Origin of the sequence: Hoylesella loescheii DSM 19665 = JCM 12249 = ATCC 15930, assembly GCF_000378085.1 — a bacterium.
Taxonomy (GTDB): domain Bacteria; phylum Bacteroidota; class Bacteroidia; order Bacteroidales; family Bacteroidaceae; genus Prevotella; species Prevotella loescheii.
The window spans coordinates 109,415-131,892 of sequence record NZ_KB899217.1 but is presented as its reverse complement, the minus strand read 5'-3'; the positions used below and the strand labels follow the sequence as shown (position 1 = coordinate 131,892).

Here is a 22,478-nt window from a genome sequence, read left to right as displayed (position 1 = left end):
GTGGGATGTTTGCCTCTACGGGCTTTCCCGTCTTTATATAGGTGTTTAATGCGTCTGCAAGTTAAGTCGTTAACGCGTGGCGTAATTAACTTACCGACTTGTTTAACGGCTTCCAAAATTAATAAAAACCAGCGAATAAGAAAAGGAAACGCGAAAAAAGTAGTACCTTTGCAGACGAAAAAAATGTATAGAGTGCTTGGTAAACCTCTTTAAAAACAAGAATTATGAACAACAAGGATAATAAAGTGAGTGTGCTGTTCATGCTTTTCAGCATACTCTTTTGCGTTTGTCTGATAGCGGCAAACGTGTTAGAAACAAAGCAAATAGCGTTTGGCTCAATCAGTTTGACGGGTGGTTTGATTGTATTCCCTGTGTCGTATATCATCAACGACTGCGTATGCGAAGTGTGGGGATATAAAAAGGCGCGCCTATTGATATGGACGGGCTTTGCCATGAACTTCTTCTTCGTATCGCTGGGAGCCATTTGCGACGCCATTCCAGGTGCACCTTATTGGACCAACGACGAGGGTTTTCATGCCGTTTTCGGGTTGGCGCCCCGCATAGCGTTCGCTTCTTTCTTGGCTTTCGTTTGTGGATCGTTTGTCAACGCCTACATCATGAGCAAGATGAAGCTGTCTTCGGGAGGCAAAAACTTCTCGTTGCGTGCAGTGGTTAGCACCATTTTCGGCGAGTCGGTAGATTCAATCATCTTCTTTCCGCTAGCTTTGTGGGGCGTTGTTCCCACCGAAGAGTTGCCTTGGTTGATGCTTTGGCAGGTGATTTTGAAGACCGCTTACGAGATTGTTGTGTTGCCGTTGACCATCCGCGTGGTACGTTATGTGAAACGACACGAGCAAGTTGACACCTACGACAACGATGTGAATTACAGCATCTGGCGTGTGTTTAGCATTTAGTTTGTGAGTTGATGAGCTTTTAAGTTGGTGAGTTTTTGAGTTGATTAGTTTGTGAGTTTTTGAGTTGATTAGTTTGTTAGTTAATGAGTTAATGAGTTTTTAAGTTGATAAGCTTTTGGGCTTTTAGTTTATGAACTTGTGAATGATATGGTTTCTAAGACTCACCAACTTAACAACTTATAAACTTATAAACCCAAGAAAGATAACGAAATGGATAAGAAAAGAGAAACCGAGGGCTTAAAATTGTTGGGAAACAACACGAAATATAGCATGGATTATGCGCCCGAAGTGTTGGAAACGTTTGAAAACAAACATCCTGAGAACGATTATTGGGTAAGGTTTAATTGCCCTGAATTTACCTCATTATGCCCCATTACGGGGCAACCCGACTTTGCCGAGATACGTATATCGTACGTGCCTAACGTGCGAATGGTGGAGAGTAAGAGCTTAAAGCTCTACCTTTTCAGCTTTCGCAACCACGGCGATTTCCACGAAGACTGCGTAAATATTATCATGAAAGACCTCATTAAACTAATGAATCCAAAGTATATTGAGGTCGTTGGGTTGTTCACACCTCGTGGCGGCATCAGCATTCACCCCTTCGCCAACTACGGAATGCCCAATACAAAGTATGCAGAAATGGCAGAAAAGCGTTTTGCGGAGTATGGAGGATGAGGGATATTTATGAGTTAACTAGTTGGCAAGTGTGCAAGTTTACAGGTTGACTAGTTGATAAGTGGGCAATTTAACGATTGGATAATTAGGCGGATAGACTGGTTAACCAGTCTATCCGCCTAATCGTTTGCTCCCAATTAGCCCGCAAATATCACCATCAGTCCACCAATAATGATGTACAAGGCGGCATAAGGTAGGGCCGATTTCAGTATCTCTCCGTCCTTGCCTTGCATATCGCAAGCGGCCGTTGCGATGGCAATGCTTTGTGGCGAAATCATCTTACCGCCCGTAGCACCTGTGGTATTAGAGGCCACAATCCAATTAGGGTCGGCATGATGAAGTTGCGTTGCCACGTTGGCTTGCAGCTTGGCGAAGAGTATGTTCGAAGAAGTGTCGCTGCCCGTAACGAACGTTCCGATAGCACCAATTAACGGAGCGAACAGCGGATAGGCCTTGCCCGTGATGTTGGCAAGCGTGTCGGCGATGACAAGTATCATGCCTGCATAATTCATTATGGCTGCTAAGGCCACGAGTGAGATAATGGTGACCGTGGTTTTGCGCAGGTTTACCACCGTGCGAGCTAGCGAAACAAGTAGCTGCCGAGGTGAAAGACCTTGCACTAAGCCACCCAATACCGTGCCTAAGAATAGCATGAGGCCCGCGTTACCTATCCAAGCGAACGAGAAAGCTGTGCCTGGAGCGTGTATGGGCAGAGCGATGCGCGACACCAATGTAGACTTTAAGAAGGCGTTGATGGGTGGAAAGAGTGGCCCTGAAAGTAGAATGAACAATAAGATGAAGGCGTACACTGCCCAAGCCCTAAGTGTTTGACTGGCGGTGTATGCCTTTTTGTTTTCTGCTTTTTTCTTCGGTGCAAACAGTTTGGCGTAAATCACGATGGCCACGATGGCTGATAACGAGCCGATAATGGCTGGCGTCTCGGCTCCGAGATAACGTGCCACGAGGTATTGCGACCCTAACGACACAGCACCCACCCACAGCGCGAGTCGCAGGTTTTTAAGTATTGCACCCCGACTGCGGTTGGTTAGCGTGAGGATGATAAAGGGGAGAACGAGGTAAAGCAAGGATAATTGCATCACGGCATATACCGATAGCTGCGAGATAAGTTCTTGCGAGGCAGCTCCACCAGGTGCAATCTCGTTGGCTAAGGTTATCACAGGCACGCCCACTGCACCGAAACCTGTGGGCACGGTGTTGGCGATGAGCGATACCAAGGCGCTGAACAATGGTTTATAACCTAACGAAATAAGTATCGCTGTGGGAATGGCCACGGCCGTTCCGAAGCCTGCCATGCCCTCAAGAAGTCCGCCAAAGCCCCACACGAGCACCAACACGGTTACGCCATCATCGTCGGAAAACGAGGTGAATTGGGCCTTGATAACTTCTATTTGCTTGCTTTCCACCAGTACGTTATAGCTAAAAAGCGCCATCAAAATGATGATGAGGATGGGGAAAACGGCTTTGAGCGCCCCCTCAACAAAAGCCCATGCCACGCCCATTTGTGTGAAACCCTCGGGTGCGAAGTTCATGGCTGGTGCGAGAAATACGGCAATAGCTGCCGTAGCGAGCAAGCTGACAAAGGCGCTGCGGTGGCCTGCCATCTTGAAACCAAGCATCAAGACGAAGAGCAGAACGATGGGAAGAACTGAAACGAGTGCGGCCATAGGGTGCTGTTTTGTTGGGTTAGAGGGTTGTGTTTGTATGTGTGGCGTAGGCGATAGGTCGCTTTCGCCCCACATTGTATTTGGCAAATATAGCAAAAAATACTGGATAAGCTGCTCTTTAAAGATATAAAATGTTGAGGGGCGAACGCTCTCTTAAAGAACGTTCGCCCCGTATTTGGTTTTGCTTATAGCGCGTTTTGGAATGTCTCTAAGTTCATTTCTAGCTTAGTTATGCCTTTTAGCCAGCTAGGGTTTGTGCGCTGTTATGGCGTGTTGATTGGACTTTTCAATCGTTATAGTCGGCCACAATCTCGCATATCTTAACGATAACGTTCATGGCTTTCTCCATAACTTGCACCGAAACAAACTCGTAAGGTCCGTGGAAGTTTACACCTCCAGCGAATATGTTTGGGCAAGGCAGTCCCTTGTAGCTTAGTTGCGCACCATCCGTTCCACCGCGTATGGGCTTCACTTTGGGCGAAACGCCACTCTGCATCATGGCTTGCAAAACGATGTCTATTACGTGCATGTTGGGGTCTATTTTCTCCTTCATGTTGTAATATTGGTCGTTTAGCACCACTTCAACCGTTCCTTCGCCGTATTTTTCGTTCATGGTGCGGGCGCATTTCTCAAAAAACGCCTTGCGATCTTCGAACTTGTCGCGGTCGTGGTCGCGTATAATGAAGTTCAGTTTGGCTGTTTCGGTGCTGGTCTGCATGCCAATGAGGTGGTAAAAGCCCTCATATCCCTCGGTCGTTTCAGGTGTTTGGTCGTCTGGAAGCATGTTACAGAACTCGCAAGCCAATCTGTTTGCATTAATCATTTTTCCTTTGGCGTAACCCGGATGCACGCTAACGCCCTTGATGTTTACCTTTGCGCCAGCGGCGTTAAAGTTCTCGTACTCCAGTTCTCCAAGGTCTCCGCCATCGATTGTGTATGCCCATTCGCAGCCAAACCTCTCTACATCGAAGTTGTGTGCACCTTTACCAATCTCCTCGTCGGGGTTAAAGGCCACGCGAATGTCACCATGTTTCACTTCGTTATGGTCGCGCAACCAGCATACAGCCTGCATAATCTCGGCTATTCCAGCCTTGTCGTCGGCTCCAAGAAGCGTGGTGCCGTCGGTCACGATGAGGTCTTCGCCCACGTGGTTTTTTAGTTCGGGGAACTTTGTTGGCGACGAAACGATGCCAGGTGACAGTTCGATGTCGCCTCCATCGTAGTTTTTCACGATGCGTGCCTTAACGTCTTTGCCGCTGCTATCGGGGCTAGTGTCGTAGTGTGAGATAAATCCGATGGTTGGAATTTTCTTTTTGCAGTTGGCTTTCAGCGTGCCATAGAGATAGCCCATGTCGTCCATCTCCACGTCGCTTAGGCCTTCTCGTTCCATCTCCTTTTTCAAATATTCGGCGAAAACGAGTTGTTTCGGGGTACTCGGAACCGACTCCGAGCTGTCGTCCGACTGTGTATCGAACTTGGTATAATTGATAAATCTTTCTGTTATTTCCATGTTTGGTTTTAAGTTTGAACGAACCGCGCGGTCTTGGCGTTGGTTTAGTCCGCATGGTTTGGCTTGTGCATAGGCGTTCCTTTCTTATTGGGTGGGTCGCCTGTTGTGGCTGTCCTTCGTCTGTTTCGTCATGTCGAGAGACAATGCGCGTTGCTTAGCCGTTCGTATGGGTTTATGTTTTTGTTATTGTTAATGTAAAGTTGACTTTTGCTTTGTTGGATAAAAAGGGTTGCTGCGCACCTTTGGCCGTCGCCAAGAACTAGACCTAGGGCCAGCAGTTGGTTATGCAAAGATACGAAATGTTTCAAAAAGGCGAAACAAAAGCACTATTTCTTTTAATGATAAAGGCAAAGGATATTGTTGTGTTTGGATCATAACCATCAAGTCTGTTTTGGTACTGCCTTATTCGAAACTTGTCTTCATAAAAGCACTTTGAAGGCGTTGCGAACTACTTGAGAGAAACTTCAAATAATTGTTTTCGACAACAACTGCCTATATTTCTCTGCATTCTCTGTGCCTCTGTGTGAGTGTTTGTAGATACTATTGCATAACGATACAATACTTACTATGTTCTTTTTTATTTAACTGAATGTCGAACGGACAATGCAGGTTACTCCGTTTGGCTCATGCCATCTTTCCTGTTTTCAGTTCGTTATTCAGAAACGAGAACACGTATCCTGGGCTTTGATAATACAGCTTTGTAGCATCGCTCATCAGCTTTTCGTATGTTTCGGAGTTGAAAATTGTGGTCAGAGCCTCCTCAATTGAAATGTCCTTGTTGTTTTCAATCAGCATCAAGGCTAGTTCTTTCACCAAGTATGCCTTCATCTCTTCTTTTTCGTTCATAATCGTTTCAGATGTTTAATGGCGAGTTCCGTACCAAAGTAATACTGAATAGTCTTACCTTTCATGAATTTTAGCCTTCTAATGAGTGTGGGCATGTCAATGTCGCGGTTGGTAAACCTAACTAACTGAAGACCTACACGGTCATTTGCGATAGGACCAATTACAATATCGTAATTGTGAATGAGCGTGTTTGAAGTGTTGTTTCTATTTGCGAGGATAAAATTTGCCCACTCTTCCGTATAATCCCCAAAGGTTTTAACTTTTAGCTCGTTTGAAGTGAGCAACCTTTCGTCAAACTCATAACTCACTATTACGGGTGAACCTCCTAACAAAAGAGCGCGTGTTTGGGCAAAGTCTTTTGCCTGTTCTAATTCGGCAGATAAATAAAAACCACGTCCAAAGTCTTTGTTTGGTTTCGATTTCGAGAGATCTATCTCGTCGAATTCACTTGTAGTGCCATGATAAAGCTTCATTGTAATTCTCCTCCCATTCTGCGGCAATATTGTGAAATGTCGTCCAACATTGTTTCGAACGATTGTGTATGAGCATAGCTATAATGTTTATCGATGAAATCAATGCCTTTGAACCGTTGCAAATATCCAAAGGCTTGCTTCATCGTTAGCCCATACCTCTTTCCGAATTCATGAATAAAGTAGATGGACCATTCCAGTTTCTCTTCTGCGCTGTATTCCATATTCCACTCCTTATTTATATAAGACACACGGCTTACGCCAATATGCTAAGTTACGACTGCCGTACTTCAATAGAGCGATTGACTGATAAACAGTTTGCGCATCGCCTGCTTCGATTACAAAATTAGGAAAATAATGTGAGTATACCAAATTGCAGTGCGAAGCATTTTCAATATTTGCCGATGCTTTTAAACGCTTAGTATGATTTTAGTTAAGTGGTAGATATACTTTAATCGCGTTGCGTTTTACCAGCAAATCTTACAGGCGCGCCTGCCCATTTGCACGGCTTTAGACAGCGAAACCGTTTTGATGCTGCCACTGCACCTATTTAAACCGCGACAGTTTTTTCTTGCATGATACACTTCAGCCTTTGGACCTGTGCATATATAAACGGTTTCCTCGTTTTTGCAAGATGTGGAAATGGCAAAAACCGATAAAGTTAGGGAGAGTAAGAGTCTTTTCATTTGCTTTGTTTGTTTACTGTTATGATAGTCTTTTAGTAGTGTAGTTTAGCAATATCAGAACTTCTTTCACAAAGTTGTTTGTGTCTTCGTTTCGTTATTGTTTTTAACATACCGCGTATATTTGTTGAAAAGGCCAATTTGCAAATTTAAAAAGGGAACGCCCTAGCATTCCCCTTTTGTGACCCCGGCGGGATTCAAACCCACGACTTCAGGAACCGGAATCCTGCGTTCTATTCAGCTGAACTACGAGGCCTTTATTGTTTATTGCGATGCAAAAGTAAGCATTTTTGTTGGTTTGAGCAAATGTGGTGCAACGAAAAGTATGGTTTTGCACAGCCTTAACTTTATTGGGATTAACACCAATATAGGGCGCAATTTATTGGGTAAGCTACAAAGGTGTGTGCTATATCTTGATTTTATAATGCGCAGGAAATGACCAATAATGATGACTAAATGACGTATAAATACCTTATTTTACATCAAATTGTGATATTATTTTCCGTGTTTTGCCCATTTGTTGTTTATTTTGCTACCTTTGTACAACAAAATAACATTTCGACCTATGAGCACATTGATACGGCCAGAACATTACCATGCCCTCCTTGACAAGGTGAGAACAGAACAGGCAATAAAGCTGATAAAGGACTTTTTTCAGCAAAACCTCTCCACCGAACTGCGTTTGCGCCGAGTTACGGCACCGCTTTTCGTGATGCAAGGTTTGGGCATTAACGACGACCTTAACGGCATCGAACGCCCCGTTACGTTCCCCATCAAGGACTTAGGAGATGCTCGAGCCGAGGTGGTACATTCACTGGCTAAGTGGAAACGCCTAACGCTGGCCGAATATAAGATAAAGCCAGGCTATGGCATTTACACCGATATGAACGCCATTCGCGCCGACGAAGAGTTGGATAACTTGCATTCGCTGTACGTAGATCAATGGGATTGGGAGATGGTTATTACCCCCGAGCAACGCACGCTTAGCTTTTTGAAGCAGACCGTGCGCCGTATTTACGCGGCGATATTGCGTACCGAGTATCTCACTTGCGAAACCTATCCCACCCTCCAACCCTTCCTTCCACCCGAAATACATTTTGTGCACAGCGAAGAATTGTTGCAGATGTACCCCCATCTCACGCCGAAAGAGCGCGAAGAAGCCATTTGCGAGAAGTATGGGGCGGTGTTTATCGTGGGTATTGGTGGTAAACTGAGTGACGGGGAACGACATGATGGTCGCGCACCCGACTATGATGACTGGTCGACACAGGCCGAAGACGGGCACATGGGGCTTAATGGGGACATCTTAATATGGTATCCCGTGTTGGGGCGCTCGGTAGAACTGTCTTCGATGGGTATTCGTGTGAATGCCGAAGCCTTATTGCACCAACTTGAAATAATGGGTCAGCAGAACCGTACGGAACTGTATTTCCATCGTCAGTTACTGTCGGGCAAGTTGCCCTTGTGCATCGGTGGCGGTATCGGACAAAGTCGGTTGTGTATGGTTTTGTTGCAAAAGGCGCATGTAGGCGAGATACAAGCCAGCATTTGGAGTGATGAAATGCGTGCCCTCTGCGAAGCCGCCGGTATGCCGTTAATCTAATTGGGCACACAGCTTTTTACTTATTTGATTTTTTCTTTCGTGCCTAATGTCTTGCTTGTTTAAGTCAGTTACGTGCTGATCGTTTTGTGTTTGAAAAGCGAAAATTAAGCCCTCAAGGCATGCTTTTTAAATTCTCGGTTTGTTCCATATCAACTGGAATGCTGTTCCATGTTATCTGGAATCGTGTTCCATCTTATCTGGAATGGTGTTCCATGTTATCTGGAATGGCGTTCCAGATGAAGTTTTGTAGCACCCGCACTTTTGTTATGTAGCACCCGACTTCATTAAATAACGCATAATCAATGCTTTCCAGCAGTAAACAGAATGCTTATTTTGGCTTGTTTGAGTTAACCAACAACTCCTCATCACTTATGTATGTGTGAGGGATGTTGCGCCAACTACCGCGTAGCGGTTGGTCTTTTGTTAGGGCTGGATTGGAAACCAAAGCGACCTAACCTGTCTAAGTAGCGCAGAGAGCAAACAAGGGTGTAGGTCTTAGTTTGTTTCCGATGAATGCTTCTAGATGATGAATGGGCGCAACGTTCTCTTCTTCTGCCTATTATTCCGCCTCTTTATCGACACCCTTTCCTTTTCCTGCATGTTAAATTGCACCCATAAACAATCAATATCTCCATACAAACTAAACAATGGGAAAAAGACCAAGACCTACGGCCTTGTGGGATTGTAAACATCACTTAGACAGGGTAGCTCACTTCGTTCGCAACCCTGCCCTACCAACAGACCAACCACTACGCGGTAGATGGGCCAATGGCATGAACATAAACATCGGCTGTTATAAGTTTGATGTTATCCCAAACTCATATCTAATAAGCGTGATCGAGATGAGGCGCCATACGTTTTAGACAAGGCGAAGATACGAGAAGATGCTATTTATACCAACTGCTGCGCGGTAGATGGCATAATAGATGTTGTTGCATCTAGGCTAGTTCAAGTATATGGTGCTTAATTCCGAATCTTGTTTAGTATCTGGACATGTCCATAGAATATGGTATGTGGGTGCCATTATGCTTTAGTCTTGTTCAAAACAAATGGTATCTTATTCCGAACTAGAGCAATGTTTGCTAGTTGAAAACATGAAAAACGGGATGCTGCTAGGCAATATTTCACCTTGCAACATCCCGCTTTAAAATATCAATATCCCACTTTAAGGCAAGTTGCATCCCTTATTTTAAATGCAATATCCCTAGGATGGGGGTAGTAACAATGGGATAATGGTAGAGCGTATGCAATTACTTCACCACAACAGCTTTGATAATTTTCATATCTTCGAAAGGCCTGTTGTTGTCGTCGCAGGGTGTTTTCTGTATCTTTTCTACCACATCCATGCCCTCAACTACTTCTCCAAACACCGTATAAGTTCCGTCGAGGTGTGGCGTTCCACCTTTTTTAAAGTAGGTTTCGCGTTGTTCGGGCGTCAGCTTTACATTGCCATTGGTTTTCAAATCTAACTTCGCTTGCACGGCATCAAGCTGATAATCGGTCATGCGCTTGCCGTAAACGATGTAGAATTGGGCAGACGACGATTCCCACTTGGGGTTCACATCGTCGCCTTCGCGTGCAGCAGCCAACGCTCCGCGTTTGTGGTAATACATCGGGAATACAATTTCGGCAGGCACGGTGTAGTCTGGTGCATAGCCGCCAGCAGGTTCACCAAAGGCCGCATGACGTGAAGTTGAGTCGCCACCTTGTATCATAAAGTTCTCGATTACACGATGGAAAAGGGTGCCATTGTAATACCCCGACTTCACTAAGCGTAAGAAATTGTCGCGGTGTTTGGGTGTTTCGTTGTACAAAACCACACGGATAGTACCCATATTGGTTTCGAACAGCACTTGATGCCGAATCGTATCGGCCTGCGTTTGGGCCATGGCCACCATGTTGAACATGGCGAGCAGTAAGGCGAACAATATTTTTTTCATATCTGTAAGTTTGTGAGGTTTTTAGTTGTTGAGTTTGTGAGGTACAGGGTTTATAAGTTTTTGAGGTGGTGAGTTTGTGAGTTTATAAGTGGGTGAGTTTGTGAGTATTTGAGTTTATGAGGTGGTGAGTTTATAAGTTTGTTGAGTTTTTGCGGTGGTAAGTTTATGAGTTTGTGATGTTTTGAGTTTACAACTTGATAAGTTTTGGACTCATAGCTTTCAGCATTCATTGCTCATTAACTGTTAAGCACAACAGCTCACGAACTCACAAACTTATAAACTCACCACCTCTGCACCTCATAAACTCACCCACTTATAACCTCAAAAACTCACACATCACCATCTTCCTTTAATAGCCTTCGCCATTCATAATCTCCTCTTCGGTAAGAGGCTTGCGGTCGATGGCACGCCAAGCGACAAAGATATAGGCCAATACGAAGGGGATAAGAAGCGACACTACCGACATGGCCGTTAGCGTAAACTTGCTGCCAGAGCTGTTGACGATGGTTAACGAGCTTTGCAAGTCGGTGTTAGAAGGATAGTAGGCCGTGTTGTTCCAGCCTGCACAAAGCAGCAAAACCAACACTACCAACACCACACCTACACCACCAAACCAGATGCCTCGATTAAAGTTGGCATCGCGAAGGGTGCGTACAATGCCGTAGAGCAGTGAGGCTACGCCCACTAAGAGCACGATGGTGAGGTACCACATCGTGGTGAGGTTGTGCAGATATTTTAAGGGCTGCATAGAGATGATGCCTGTTTGCGGATCGTAAGCATAGCCGTCTTTCAACATCAGGTGTACCAAAAAGCTTAAGAAGAAAGCCAAGAACACCACCGTGCAAAGGCGCAATTGCTTGCGGGCACGGGTAACTACGGGGGCGTGGGCTACGTTATTGATAATGTATAGCAAGCCCAATACGCGTGCCAAGAAGAACACGGCCACACCTAGAACCACGTTCCAGAGGTCGAGTAGGGCATCGAGTCCATGACTGGCATTGGCCCAACGGCTGATAACGGGTTGTGCCATGGTGGTGATGTTGCCTTTGTCTACAATGAAGTTAGACCCATTGAAGAACGTGGCTACTGCGCCACCCAAGAGCACCGGACCAAGAACGCCATTGATGATGAGGAACGTTTGGAAGGTGCGAGCACCCAGCATGTTGCCCAGCTTGTTTTGGAACTCGTAGCTAACGGCTTGTATAACAAACGAGAAAAGTATGATCATCCAAAGCCAATAGGCTCCGCCGAAGCTGGTGCTGTAAAATAAGGGGAACGAAGCAAAGAAGCCTCCACCGAACACCACCAATGTGGTGAAGGTGAATTCCCACTTTCGACCAGTGGAATTGACCACCAACCGACGTTCGTTCTCGGTTTTGCCGAGGGTGAATATTAGGGTGTTGGCTCCCTGAACAAACATCAGGAACACGAGCAACGCGCCTAGGAGCGACACCAAGAACCACCAATAATGTTGCAAAAATTCGTATGACATGAGTTTATTTCTTTTCTTTTTGTTCGGCTTTTGCAGGTTTTCAGCACGCCATTCGCCAGTGCAGGTTTTGCAAACGCAGTGCATTGGGGCAGGCTGTGCCGGTTTTCTGCAAGCTCGTTACCCATCGGTGTGTGTGCGCCAAAGGCTACAGGCAAGGGCAAAAGAGCGTTTATCTTAATGGCCGAATATGGGGTTAGCGTTTATTTTCCGTACTCGGGACCTTTCTTTATCTGTTTAACCAGGATGCTTATTTCAACCACGAGCAGCGTGGTGAACAAGCCCAAGAAGAGGAAGAAGGTTGTTGCGATGGAGGCAGGCTTAACATCGCTCACGGCCACCCATGTGGGTAGCATGTCTTGGATGGTCCAAGGCTGGCGACCTAATTCGGCTAAAACCCATCCTGCTTCAGAGGCAATGTAGCCCATTGGCAGAGTGCATACGCCCAAAATGAGTAGCCAACGATAGCGCGACACATCTTTGCGGTAGCAAACGAACGTGAGAACGGCAAAGAAAAGCACGAAGAACGTACCCAAGCCAACCATTACACGGAACGACCAAAAGGTAAGGGGAATGTTGGGTATTACCTGTTCCTCCTTGTCAACATAGCCATATCCAAAGTATTTCATATTGGCCTTGATCACAGGCAATGCCTTTTGGGCGGTTGCTTCGTAGCCTGCCTTTTTGGCTTTGCGGTAAACCATGAGTGCGTTAACGGCCGCCTTACCCATCACCATCTTCTCTTTCACCGATGGTTCGCGTGTTCCGTCGGCCTTTACGTAGCCATCAAGCAGGTCGTTAACGCCAGGAACGAAGCCGTGAAGACTGTGTGTAGCCAACAGCGAAAGACCGTAGGGGATGGAAACGCAAAGCGCGTGCTCTTTGCTTTCACGGCAATTAGGCGTTTCGAAGGGGTTTACCCAAGCCACAGCCGTGAGATTTTGACTTTCGCCACCTTTGTAGAGAGCTTCCATAGCAGCCAGTTTCATTGGCTGGACCTTACCAACGAGGTAGGCAGAGGTGTCGCCCGTCATTGCAGCCAGCAACGAAGCGACGAACCCAACGCTAGCGGCAATCTTCATACTTTGCTTAGCCAGCTCCATTTCGCGCTTCTTTAGCAGATAATAGGCACTAACGGCCACCACGAAAACAGCGCCAACAATCCACGAAGAGGTTACGGTGTGGCAGAACTTATCTATTGCGAAGGGCGACAGGGCAACGTCGGTGAAACTCACCATCTCGTTGCGCATGGTGTCGGGGTTGAACTCGCAGCCCACGGGATATTGCATCCAAGCGTTGGCCACTAATATCCACCAAGCCGAAATGGTGGCTCCGATACCCGTAAGCCATGTTGAAGCGAGGTGGAAACCAGGCGAAACCTTTTTCCATCCAAAGAACATTACGGCCACAAAGGTGCTTTCCATAAAGAAGGCCACAATGCCTTCGATGGCCAAGGGTGCACCAAAGATGTCGCCAACAAACCAAGAATAGTTGCTCCAATTGGTGCCAAACTGAAACTCGAGGATAATACCTGTGGCCACGCCCATGGCAAAGTTGATGCCGAAAAGCTTCTGCCAGAAGTGCGCCACATCTTTCCAAAATTGCTTCTTCGTGCGATAATAGCAGGTCTCGGCGATGCCCATGATGATGGCAAGGCCAAGTGTTAGTGGCACAAAGAGCCAATGGTACATGGCCGTGAGGGCGAATTGCGCGCGCGACCAGTCTATTGTACCCGTTGAAATGTCTAGAAATAGTTGATTGAACATAGTTTATTTTAATGTTATTTTGTTTCTCTTGTTGTGTGGTTCGCCTTTTTCGGGTATTCCGTCTGCCTGTTTATGGCATGCCCAATTTCCCGTGTCTGCGGTGCCCCTTGTTATCTTTGGCGTTGATCGAGCGTGCGCGACACGTAGTCGGCTTCCTCTCCCTTGGGTGCATTAGCCTTTAAGAAGTTGGGGAAGAAAAACACTTTGAGTATGGCAAACATGATGAAGAGCTTGATGAGAATCACCAACCACAACTTCTTACCCAGTGTCATGCTTCTGAAACCATCATAGTAAAGGTCGAAAGTGCGATACCAAAAGCTTCTCTTGTTCATTGTTATTGTAATGTTTACAATGTGCAAATATAAGAAAAATATTGTAATAAAGCATGCAATACAGACATTATTTTACCCAAAGAAGAAATACGTTTCCCTAGTTTTGAACTTTGCATAGGCAGGCTTACATATGTGCAAACCAAGAAATCAATGTAGCAAAGAAAGGCTTTTAAAGGTGAAAACGTGAAAGGGTGAAAGTAACACCATTCACAAGTTAAGCGGATAAAAGCACACGATTTTGAATTCCATTAAAAAGCTCTAAACCCTCCAATAGGCACAAGCTACAGTTAAAGAAGATTAAAAATCGCGTTTAAAAAGAACAACTTCACTCAAAAAAGACGATTTTTGCATTTAGAAAGTTTTGAACATCCTACAGTATAAATCCACTTCAAAAAACTAATAGCTCCACCCAAAGCGAAATGGAATGAACAACAACATATTTTAAATATGAGTAAAATATTGATTCAACCTCCCGCAACGCTTACACTTTTAACCACATTTAAGTGTACTGCTGCATGTAAAAACATATTGATTTTTCTTGAAATACACTTAATTGTATTCTTGACATCACTTTAAAAGATCTCCCGATTGAACCAACTTAATTCAGTTAACACTGGATATCATTTCCCAAAAAGAATATCAAAGATGAAGACTACAAAGATTTTAAATTTAATAGCCATATTGTTCTTAATTGCAAACTTAGGTGTAGCAATTTTTATTGTTCTAAACAAATCATCTATAATTTTGCACTGGGACATTCTTGGACATGTTACCAACTATGGCGCGCAACAGTTTATTCTTGTCCTTCCTCTCGTTTCCTGCTTAATTTATGCTATCCTACGCAGGTATATCAAGGATCCCTACAAAATGAATTATATAGGTTCAGTTGTACAAACAGAGCAGAATGCAACATTGTTACGAAACTATCTTGATATAGCTTCTGTAGGTGTTACAGCCCTATTGCTCTATGTTACGATGTGTTCAGGTGGTCTATTGCCGATGTCTCCCTATGTGGTATACTCAATAATTTGCGTGGTTGCAGGCTTATACATCTATACACGACACAGGCTTGAACGAGCATGAATTTCAACAAGCATAGCTTTTATCCCTTGCTATGCTTGTTTTTCTTTCTTGCATAGATAAAAGTTAATGCAAGAAATGAAAATTAAAACATGGTAAGGAGCTTTAATAACACCAAGATCCATTCACACGACTTAGCAGCAGAGTCCTTTTTGTAACTAAGGCATAAATAAGGATAAAGGCTAAGGTCCTCGCCTGGGCTACACTCTCTTATGTCTTTACGTCATCGTACCTATCGCTTCTGGCGAACTGCACGGTGACGAAAGAACATACGTCTTGTATCTTTTTGTTGTTTTTACGGGCGTAATCGGCGGCTGCATCGAGCAATATTTTGCCGATGCCCTTGCCCTTATATTCGGGCGAAACCACAGTATGCATGATGGCGAAGTGGTTGGCATCTACCCAATCGTAGGAGAGATAGCCCAGTTTTTCTTCGCCTTCAAAGGCCACGAACTCGCCGTTCTGCTTGTTGTTGGTGTGATTGATTGTCATTATTGCTGTCTTCTTTATGTTTGTTGGCGCAGTGAAGGTGCGCCATGGATGTTGTTAGCGGGTTGGATATGGTACACTCGCGTCCTATATATATAAGGTGTATGTTGTATGAGCATCGTCTTACTTCGCTGTGGGAGCAGGCTTGTTTTCGATGGTGCGCAACACTTTCACTGCGTCGCCTACCGTTGGCACGTCCGAAACATGCATCATTCGGCGGCCTTTTATTTCCTTTAAGTCGCATCGGCGCGGGTTGTTGGCGATGTAAGTAAGCACGTTGTCGAAAGCCTTCGACCGGTAGTAAGCACTGTTGGGATTGCTAACAAACTGCATGAGCATGCGCCCTTGTTTCAGCATAATTTTCTCGCAACCTAGTCGTTTGCCAATTCTTCGCAAGGCTACCACCTGCATGAGCTCTTCGCCTTGTGGCGGAACAGGACCGAAGCGGTCGATAAGCCTGTTGCGATAGGCATCTAGTTCGTCGTCGCTCTCGATATTGTCGAGCTCGCGATAAAGCAACATGCGCTCGCTACTTCCTGGCACATAGTTGTCGGGGAAATACATTTCGAGGTCGCTTTCTAGTGCGCAGTCTTCCACAAACTGGTCGCCTCCCACCTCTTCTCCCTGCTCGATGCTTTCGGCATATAGGTCGGCGAACTCGTCGTTACGTAGTTCGGTGACGGCTTGAGATAGAATTTTCTGGTAAGTTTCATAACCCAAGTCTTCCATAAAACCACTTTGTTCGGCTCCGAGCAAGTTTCCTGCACCGCGAATGTCAAGGTCTTGCATGGCGATGTTAAAGCCGCTGCCTAGGTCGGAGAAGGTTTCGAGGGCTTCCATACGACGTCGGGCGTCGGGTGTTAAGGCCGATAGGGGAGGTGCGAGCAAATAACAGAAAGCCTTGCGGTTGCTTCGGCCCACACGGCCGCGCATCTGATGGAGGTCGCTTAGTCCCACTTTGTGGGCGTGGTTAATGATAATGGTGTTGGCGTTAGAAATGTCGATGCCGTTTTCGATAATCGATGTGGATAGCAACACGTCGTATTCGTGGTTCATGAAGTCGATAAGTGCATTCTCTAAGTCCTCTGGCTTCATCTGTCCATGCGCTATAACCACGCGACAATCAGGCACATGCTTGCGTATGATGTTGGCTAACTCGGGCAGGTTTGATATGCGGTCGTTCACGAAATACACCTGTCCGTTGCGGCTCATCTCAAAGTTGATGGCCTCGGCGATGAATGCCCCGTCGAAAGTAGCTATCTCCGTATGTATGGGATGACGGTTGGGGGGCGGTGTTCGCATCACGCTCATGTCGCGTGCACCCATCAACGAAAACTGCAACGTACGCGGAATGGGCGTGGCCGACATGGTGAGGGTGTCGACATTGGTTTTAAGTGTGCGCAGCTTTTCCTTAGTAGACACGCCGAACTTTTGCTCTTCGTCGATGATGAGCAAACCCAAGTCGTGCCATTTTACGGTCTTTCCGATAAGCTTGTGCGTGCCAATGATGATGTCAATCTTACCTGCCGCGAGGTCGTCGAGCACTTGTCGGGTTTGTTTAGCCGAACGAGCGCGCGACAGATAGTCGACCCTTACGGGTAGATTCTCAAGTCGTTTGCTGAAAGTTTTGAAATGTTGGAAGGCCAAAACCGTTGTGGGCACCATCACGGCAACTTGTTTGGAGTCGCATGCAGCCTTAAACGCGGCGCGTATAGCCACCTCTGTCTTGCCGAAACCTACGTCGCCACACACCAAACGGTCCATGGGGCGGGCGCGTTCCATGTCGGCCTTCACCTCGGTTGTGGCTTTCAACTGGTCGGGGGTGTCGTCGTAAAGGAAACTAGCTTCTAGTTCGTGTTGCATGAAAGAATCGTGACTGAAGGCAAATCCGCGTTCGGTGCGCCGTTTGGCATAGAGCTTAATCAGGTCGCGCGCAATGTCTTTGATGCGCTTCTTGGTTTTTTCTTTCAGTCGTTCCCATGCTCCCGTGCCTAATGTCGACAGTCTTGGCTGCTCGGTGGCTGTACCTTTACGATAGCGCGAAATCTTATATAAGGAATGGATGGATACGTCTACCTTGTCGTTGTTTTGGTAAACGATGCGTATCATCTCTTGATACGAGTTGCCAGTAGGCACACGAACCAGTCCGCCAAACTTACCAATACCGAAGTCTACATGCACGATGAAGTCGCCTGGTTCCATTTCTTGCAGTTCTTTCATCGTTAACGCCAGCTTACCAGCACGTGCGCGGTCGCTTTTGAGGTTGTATTTGTGAAAGCGGTCGAATATCTGATGGTCGGTGAAGAAGCAGATGCGAAGGTCGTTATCCACGTATCCTGCATGTAGGGTGAAGTCGCCTGCCACCTCCATTTGCAGTGGAGCGGCCGACTTTTGTTCGGCTGAAAGGATGTCGCGAAGGCGTTCTTGTTGCTTCTTACTATCGGCCAGAAGCACCAATTGATAGCCTTGTAGCTGATAGTCTTCGAGCGTTTGACGCAGCAAGTCGAAGTTTTTGTGAAACAGGGGTTGAACCGAGAAGTGAAAGGTAATGGTGGCTTGAACCTCATCGGCAGGTTTGCTGCCGATGTAAATGTGGCGAAAGGTAGCAGCATCGTGGGCAAATTGGCCAGCCGTAAGCAGCTGCAACTCTTTCTGCATGGCTGTGCGTATCTGCTGTTGTTCCACTTCGGTGGCGCCATCAAGTTGTGCTTCTAAGGCCTGATGCGCAAAACCCTCGTCGTAGATACGTTCGATGGTGTCGCGAACATAGCCAAAATCTTTCATCACAAGTAGGGCATCGGGGGGCAAAAGCGTTAAGAACGACACCTTTTCGTTGGATTGGCGTGCCAGTTCGGGAACAATCTCAACGGCCTCGCGTTTGTCTTTCGATAGCTGATTTTCGACATCGAAGGTGCGGATAGTATCGATTTCGTCGCCGAAGAAGTCGATACGGAAAGGCAATTCGTGACTGTACGAGTAGATATCTACGATGCTACCGCGTACGGCGAATTGTCCAGGTTCATACACATAGTCCACTTCGTGGAAGTCGAAAGAACGCAGGCTTTTCACCATTTGCACCGTATCGATGGTTTGCCCAACGCTTAGTCGCAGCGTTCGTTCGTCTAATCGTTGCTTTGAAACAACCAATTCGCTCAGCGCATCGGGAGCGCAAACCACGTAAGTTGGCCTCTCTGCTGCAAGGCGAGCCAACACTTCGGTGCGCAATATTTCGTTAGCTGCGTCGCGCTGACCGTATTTCACGGCACGCCTATATGATGATGGGAAGAAAAGCACATTGTTCTGACCCATCAGTTGCACCAAGTCTTGATAGAAATAACCAGCTTCGTCGGCATCTTGCAATACGAAAAGGATGGTTTGCGGGTGGCGTTGTGCCATGCCCGAGAAGAAAACAGGTGCAGCAGAAGCTACCATCCCTTGGAGGAAAATACGGCGAACAGCAGCATCGGCAAGGGCCTTGTCGAGCGCGGCAGCTTGTGGTTGTCCTGCGTATATTTGTTGTAGGTTCATCAATATGCGATTTTTTGAGAGGCTGATGTGGTGAGTTTATGTGTTTGTGAGTTCTTAACTGCGTGGGCTTATGTATTTAAGCGTTCCTGCGTTTGTGGATAAATGTTCGTCTGTTTATGGGTTGTGACTGCATAATATTGTATTGAGCACTTACAGACTTAGTAACTGGTGAACTTAAAAAACTCACGAACTCATAATCTTGCAAACTCATAATGCCATGAAAAGGAGTGGAAGCCACCAATGCTTTCCACTCCTTTTCATCCACATTCGGGTGTATTTATTGTTTTATTTCGGGATATTTTCGTAGCCAGCCATCGAGCCTTAACCGCATAACGCCAAAGAAAGCTTCGCCAAAGATGCCACCACTCATCTTGCTTGTTCCTTCGCGACGGTTGACGAAAATCACAGGAACCTCTTTAATTTTAAACCCTATCTTATAGGCGGTGTACTTCATTTCGATTTGGAAACCATAGCCCTTGAAACGCACTTCATCAAGCGGGATGGTCTGAAGCACGCGTCGGCGATAACATTTGAAGCCTGCTGTGGTGTCGTGAACTTTAAAGCCAGTGACGAAACGCACGTATTTGGAGGCGAAATAGCTCATCAGTACACGACCGATGGGCCAGTTAACAACGTTCACACCGCTAACATAGCGTGAACCAATGGCCACGTCGTAGCCCTCGTCGTGGCATGCAGCGTATAGGCGAGGCAGGTCGGCAGGGTCGTGACTGAAGTCGGCATCCATCTCGAAAACATATTGGTAATCGCGTTCTAAGGCCCATTTGAAGCCTGTGATGTAGGCGGTTCCCAGTCCCAACTTGCCTTTACGCTCGAGCATAAACAGGCGGTCGGCAAACTCGCTGTCCATCAGTTGGCGAACAATTGCTGCCGTACCGTCGGGGCTGCCGTCGTCGATAACGAGGATATGGAAACATTTTTCAAGCGCGAAGACGGCTCGAATAATCTTTTCGATGTTTTCTTTTTCGTTGTATGTGGGTATGATAACGATGCTGTCGCTTGTGTTCATGCCGTGTAACTGTGTTGGTTCTACTTATGCAAAGGTAAGGCTATTTCTCAGAAGTGCAATGCTATATGTGCGTATTTTTTGGTTGCTTGGGTGCGATTATTGGTCGGGGTTAGGTACAAATCCCTGATATTCGGGTACCAGCGAACCCATAATCACCTCGTAACTCTGTTCTTCCAAGAACTTCGTATTGTCTGCTCCTTGTCCAATTGGCATTATCGGGGCGTGTATGGTGAGTTTTAATCGATGCCAATGCACCCATTTGAGGTCGCGTGTTCGAGGCATCACATCGAACGAACCATTAATGGTAACAGGTACGATGGGTAGTTGCAGTTCGTCGGCCAGCATAAAAGCACCACGCTTAAACACGCCGAGATGCCCCGTAAAGGTGCGTGCACCTTCGGGAAAGATAACCAGCGACATGCCGTTATGTAAGGTGTGGCGGGCTTGGTCGATAGATTTCTTTATCTTTGCAGCACTACGCTTGTCTACGAAAATATGGTGTGCGGCTTCGCAAGCCTTGCCCACGAGCGGTATCTTGCGTAGCGATTGTTTCATCATCCACTTGAAGTTACGCCCCAAAAAGCCGTAAATCATGAAGATGTCGAACGCACCTTGATGGTTGGCAGCAAACACATACGACTGCCCTGGCTGTAAATTCTCACGCCCTTCAACCTTGATGGGCAGGAACAAAATACGAATAATAAACCACGACCAACACTTTCCTGGGTAATATCCCCAAAAGTGTCCGTTGCCAATGAAGCATCCCACGATGGTGACGAGGGCTGTTAGCACCGTGGCCAAGACTATTAGGGGGATGGCCACAAACAATTGGTAGATGCGATAGAGAATTGTCATTGTTGTTTATTATTGACGAAAAGCATAGCCTAACCTTCAACGCCTCTCCAGAGTGTGAGGGTGGTTACTTGCCTTACTGATTGATTTATTATCATCGTTCGTATTGATCAGTTAACGAGTTTGCAAGGATATTTGTAACAAAGCATTTGCCTTAACTCCTTAACTCCATAACCCCTAAAGGTGAAAGGGTGAAAAGGTGAAAGAGTGAAAAAATGGCTAATGCCACCTATTCATTTGCCTTAACTCCTTTACTCCATAACCTCTAAAGGTGAAAGGGTGAAAAGGTGAAAAGTTGAAAAAATGACTAACGCCACCTATTCATTTGGCTTAACTCCATAACTCCTTTACTCCTTAACTTCTCAAAACACCCCTTTTACTACCTCTCAGCCACCTTTCCACGCCGTAAGGTGATAACCACCACTTCGGGCGGAACACCAAAACGGAAGGGAACAACACCGCCCAGACCAGATGAAACGAAGAGCGAGCGTTGCCCTTGGGTATATAATCCCTTGTCTTGCTTATAGCTAAAGCGAGTGGGGCGCAGTCCGAAGAGACTTATTTGACCGCCATGGGTATGCCCCGAGAGGGTTAGTTGTGCGTGGCTATGTGGTAAAATATTGCGTTCCCAAGCCGAGGGGTCGTGCTGAAGCATCACCACGAAGGCGCTTTTGCTTACGCCTTTGAGTGCCTTTGGCAAGTCGGCGCGCGAAGGGAATGGTGCTTTGCCGTCGTTTTCAGTACCTGCGATAACGATTGAGTCGGCTTCGCGACGTATCACACGATGTTCGTTGAGTAGCAAATCCCAGCCAAACTGTCGCTGGCGCGTAATCATTTCGCGTTCGTTAGCGATCTTTACGGCCTCAGGACCATTGAAATACATGCTGTAATCGTGGTTGCCCAGCACCGAAAACACGCCATCGCGAGCGCTCAGACGGCTTAACAGTTCGCGAACGGGATAGAGTTCGGAGGGCTGCACGTTCTGCAAGTCGCCTGTGAACACGATGGCATCTGCCTGTTGAGCCATGATTGTGTCGACGGCACGTTCCAAAAGGTGGACATGACTGCCAGTGAAACTACCCACATGGGCATCTGTAAACTGCACGATACGATAGCCATCGAAGCCTTCGGGCAGGTCGGGCGAGTATATTTCCACGTGATTTACGTTCAGTTTATTGGCTCCGAATATCCAGCCATAAGCAAAAACGTAAAGGCAAATGCCAGCCAATAGGTAGCCAACGGCCTTTCCCCAGTTGGTGGTTGAATGTCTGAGTCGGGCAAACACGCGCCCAATGATGGCGCAACCCACGTAAACAAACTTGGGTACGACCAATAATCCCAGGCAAATGAGGTAGATATTGAGCATCTCAACACTGTCGGGGATGAAGTTTTTGGCATCTGCCATCATGATGGTAAACACCACCATGCCTAGGCTAAGCGCCCATCTGAGTATGCGCAAAGGCCATTTCGCCTTGCGTTTGCTTTTCCAATTGCGTCGCTCAATGTAGAGGTCGGGCAAGAGGATGGCTAATAATAGAGGTATGAGTATTCTTGAAATCACTTGCTAAATGTTGTTTTTACGCCCCTGA

Annotated in this window: 18 protein-coding genes, 1 tRNA gene and 1 pseudogene; 4 read left to right on the top strand and 16 right to left on the bottom strand. The window is 46.4% G+C overall.

What is annotated here, in order from left to right; translation table 11 throughout:
* Positions 1-224: 224 nt before the first annotated feature.
* On the top strand, positions 225-914 hold the full coding sequence (locus F453_RS0109525; RefSeq protein WP_018967818.1) for a queuosine precursor transporter: 690 nt from the start codon (positions 225-227) through the stop codon (positions 912-914).
* Between the two features lie 210 nt (positions 915-1,124).
* A complete protein-coding gene (queF, locus tag F453_RS0109520) occupies positions 1,125-1,589 on the top strand; it encodes a preQ(1) synthase (protein ID WP_018967817.1) in 465 nt (154 codons plus the stop codon).
* Positions 1,590-1,726: 137 nt separating this feature from the next.
* Here queF and F453_RS0109515 read toward each other — a convergent pair whose 3' ends face one another.
* From F453_RS0109515 to F453_RS0109485, 7 genes are all read right to left on the bottom strand, one after another.
* Positions 1,727-3,274: an L-lactate permease gene (locus F453_RS0109515; RefSeq protein WP_025790023.1), complete on the bottom strand. Its 1,548-nt coding sequence runs from the start codon at positions 3,272-3,274 to the stop codon at positions 1,727-1,729.
* A 286-nt stretch (positions 3,275-3,560) separates the two neighbouring features.
* A complete protein-coding gene (pepT, locus tag F453_RS0109510) occupies positions 3,561-4,784 on the bottom strand; it encodes a peptidase T (protein ID WP_018967815.1) in 1,224 nt (407 codons plus the stop codon).
* Positions 4,785-5,408: 624 nt separating this feature from the next.
* Positions 5,409-5,630: a hypothetical protein gene (locus F453_RS0109500; RefSeq protein WP_018967813.1), complete on the bottom strand. Its 222-nt coding sequence runs from the start codon at positions 5,628-5,630 to the stop codon at positions 5,409-5,411.
* A complete protein-coding gene (locus F453_RS0109495) occupies positions 5,627-6,103 on the bottom strand; it encodes a DUF3990 domain-containing protein (RefSeq protein ID WP_018967812.1) in 477 nt (158 codons plus the stop codon). Before F453_RS0109495 ends, F453_RS0109500 begins: the two co-directional genes overlap by 4 nt.
* The gene (locus F453_RS0109490) at positions 6,100-6,324 is read right to left on the bottom strand and encodes a DUF3791 domain-containing protein (protein WP_018967811.1); all 225 of its coding nucleotides are present in this window, start codon (positions 6,322-6,324) and stop codon (positions 6,100-6,102) included. The genes F453_RS0109495 and F453_RS0109490 overlap by 4 nt, the downstream gene beginning before the upstream one ends.
* 243 nt (positions 6,325-6,567) lie before the next feature.
* The gene (locus F453_RS15710) at positions 6,568-6,786 is read right to left on the bottom strand and encodes a hypothetical protein (RefSeq protein ID WP_148295822.1); all 219 of its coding nucleotides are present in this window, start codon (positions 6,784-6,786) and stop codon (positions 6,568-6,570) included.
* A gap of 179 nt (positions 6,787-6,965) precedes the next feature.
* Positions 6,966-7,039 (bottom strand) — tRNA-Arg (locus tag F453_RS0109485).
* A 309-nt stretch (positions 7,040-7,348) separates the two neighbouring features.
* Between F453_RS0109485 and asnA the strand changes: the two genes are divergently transcribed.
* Positions 7,349-8,386, top strand: a complete 1,038-nt coding sequence (gene asnA / locus F453_RS0109480; RefSeq protein WP_018967810.1) for an aspartate--ammonia ligase — start codon at positions 7,349-7,351, stop codon at positions 8,384-8,386.
* Positions 8,387-9,636: 1,250 nt separating this feature from the next.
* Here asnA and F453_RS0109475 read toward each other — a convergent pair.
* The 4 genes from F453_RS0109475 to F453_RS0109460 all read right to left on the bottom strand — a co-directional run bounded on the left by F453_RS0109475 (position 9,637) and on the right by F453_RS0109460 (position 13,913).
* Positions 9,637-10,326, bottom strand: coding sequence for a peptidylprolyl isomerase (locus F453_RS0109475; RefSeq protein WP_018967809.1), 690 nt, complete (start codon positions 10,324-10,326; stop codon positions 9,637-9,639).
* Positions 10,327-10,675: 349 nt separating this feature from the next.
* Positions 10,676-11,818, bottom strand: coding sequence for a cytochrome d ubiquinol oxidase subunit II (locus F453_RS0109470; protein ID WP_026292538.1), 1,143 nt, complete (start codon positions 11,816-11,818; stop codon positions 10,676-10,678).
* 200 nt (positions 11,819-12,018) lie between these two features.
* The gene (locus F453_RS0109465) at positions 12,019-13,581 is read right to left on the bottom strand and encodes a cytochrome ubiquinol oxidase subunit I (protein ID WP_018967807.1); all 1,563 of its coding nucleotides are present in this window, start codon (positions 13,579-13,581) and stop codon (positions 12,019-12,021) included.
* Positions 13,582-13,691: 110 nt separating this feature from the next.
* Positions 13,692-13,913: a DUF4492 domain-containing protein gene (locus tag F453_RS0109460; RefSeq protein WP_018967806.1), complete on the bottom strand. Its 222-nt coding sequence runs from the start codon at positions 13,911-13,913 to the stop codon at positions 13,692-13,694.
* A 645-nt stretch (positions 13,914-14,558) separates the two neighbouring features.
* Here F453_RS0109460 and F453_RS15330 point away from each other — a divergent pair.
* Complete coding sequence (locus F453_RS15330) at positions 14,559-14,996, top strand: hypothetical protein (protein ID WP_018967805.1); 438 nt, start codon at positions 14,559-14,561, stop codon at positions 14,994-14,996.
* Positions 14,997-15,203: 207 nt separating this feature from the next.
* Here the strand turns inward: F453_RS15330 and F453_RS0109450 are convergent.
* The 5 genes and pseudogenes from F453_RS0109450 to F453_RS0109430 form a co-directional block, all read right to left on the bottom strand.
* Positions 15,204-15,509: pseudogene (locus tag F453_RS0109450) on the bottom strand (GNAT family N-acetyltransferase); the annotation flags it as partial.
* A gap of 96 nt (positions 15,510-15,605) precedes the next feature.
* Positions 15,606-19,010, bottom strand: a complete 3,405-nt coding sequence (gene mfd, locus F453_RS0109445) for a transcription-repair coupling factor (RefSeq protein WP_018967803.1) — start codon at positions 19,008-19,010, stop codon at positions 15,606-15,608.
* A 277-nt stretch (positions 19,011-19,287) separates the two neighbouring features.
* Positions 19,288-20,037 carry a polyprenol monophosphomannose synthase gene (locus F453_RS0109440; RefSeq protein WP_018967802.1) on the bottom strand — a complete coding sequence of 250 codons (750 nt, stop codon included), beginning with the start codon at positions 20,035-20,037 and terminating at the stop codon, positions 19,288-19,290.
* A gap of 96 nt (positions 20,038-20,133) precedes the next feature.
* The gene (locus F453_RS0109435; RefSeq protein ID WP_018967801.1) at positions 20,134-20,892 is read right to left on the bottom strand and encodes a lysophospholipid acyltransferase family protein; all 759 of its coding nucleotides are present in this window, start codon (positions 20,890-20,892) and stop codon (positions 20,134-20,136) included.
* A gap of 376 nt (positions 20,893-21,268) precedes the next feature.
* A complete protein-coding gene (locus F453_RS0109430) occupies positions 21,269-22,450 on the bottom strand; it encodes a metallophosphoesterase (RefSeq protein ID WP_026292537.1) in 1,182 nt (393 codons plus the stop codon).
* Positions 22,451-22,478: the final 28 nt, after the last annotated feature.

Bases quoted from the DNA above. Each gene is read 5' to 3' on its own strand.
- F453_RS0109525 (WP_018967818.1), top strand. From the start codon at position 225: ATGAACAACAAGGATAATAAAGTGAGTGTGCTGTTCATGCTTTTCAGC.
- queF (WP_018967817.1), top strand. From the start codon at position 1,125: ATGGATAAGAAAAGAGAAACCGAGGGCTTAAAATTGTTGGGAAACAAC.
- F453_RS0109515 (WP_025790023.1), bottom strand. From the start codon at position 3,274: ATGGCCGCACTCGTTTCAGTTCTTCCCATCGTTCTGCTCTTCGTCTTG.
- pepT (WP_018967815.1), bottom strand. From the start codon at position 4,784: ATGGAAATAACAGAAAGATTTATCAATTATACCAAGTTCGATACACAG.
- F453_RS0109500 (WP_018967813.1), bottom strand. From the start codon at position 5,630: ATGAACGAAAAAGAAGAGATGAAGGCATACTTGGTGAAAGAACTAGCC.
- F453_RS0109495 (WP_018967812.1), bottom strand. From the start codon at position 6,103: ATGAAGCTTTATCATGGCACTACAAGTGAATTCGACGAGATAGATCTC.
- F453_RS0109490 (WP_018967811.1), bottom strand. From the start codon at position 6,324: ATGGAATACAGCGCAGAAGAGAAACTGGAATGGTCCATCTACTTTATT.
- F453_RS15710 (WP_148295822.1), bottom strand. From the start codon at position 6,786: ATGAAAAGACTCTTACTCTCCCTAACTTTATCGGTTTTTGCCATTTCC.
- asnA (WP_018967810.1), top strand. From the start codon at position 7,349: ATGAGCACATTGATACGGCCAGAACATTACCATGCCCTCCTTGACAAG.
- F453_RS0109475 (WP_018967809.1), bottom strand. From the start codon at position 10,326: ATGAAAAAAATATTGTTCGCCTTACTGCTCGCCATGTTCAACATGGTG.
- F453_RS0109470 (WP_026292538.1), bottom strand. From the start codon at position 11,818: ATGTCATACGAATTTTTGCAACATTATTGGTGGTTCTTGGTGTCGCTC.
- F453_RS0109465 (WP_018967807.1), bottom strand. From the start codon at position 13,581: ATGTTCAATCAACTATTTCTAGACATTTCAACGGGTACAATAGACTGG.
- F453_RS0109460 (WP_018967806.1), bottom strand. From the start codon at position 13,913: ATGAACAAGAGAAGCTTTTGGTATCGCACTTTCGACCTTTACTATGAT.
- F453_RS15330 (WP_018967805.1), top strand. From the start codon at position 14,559: ATGAAGACTACAAAGATTTTAAATTTAATAGCCATATTGTTCTTAATT.
- mfd (WP_018967803.1), bottom strand. From the start codon at position 19,010: ATGAACCTACAACAAATATACGCAGGACAACCACAAGCTGCCGCGCTC.
- F453_RS0109440 (WP_018967802.1), bottom strand. From the start codon at position 20,037: ATGAACACAAGCGACAGCATCGTTATCATACCCACATACAACGAAAAA.
- F453_RS0109435 (WP_018967801.1), bottom strand. From the start codon at position 20,892: ATGACAATTCTCTATCGCATCTACCAATTGTTTGTGGCCATCCCCCTA.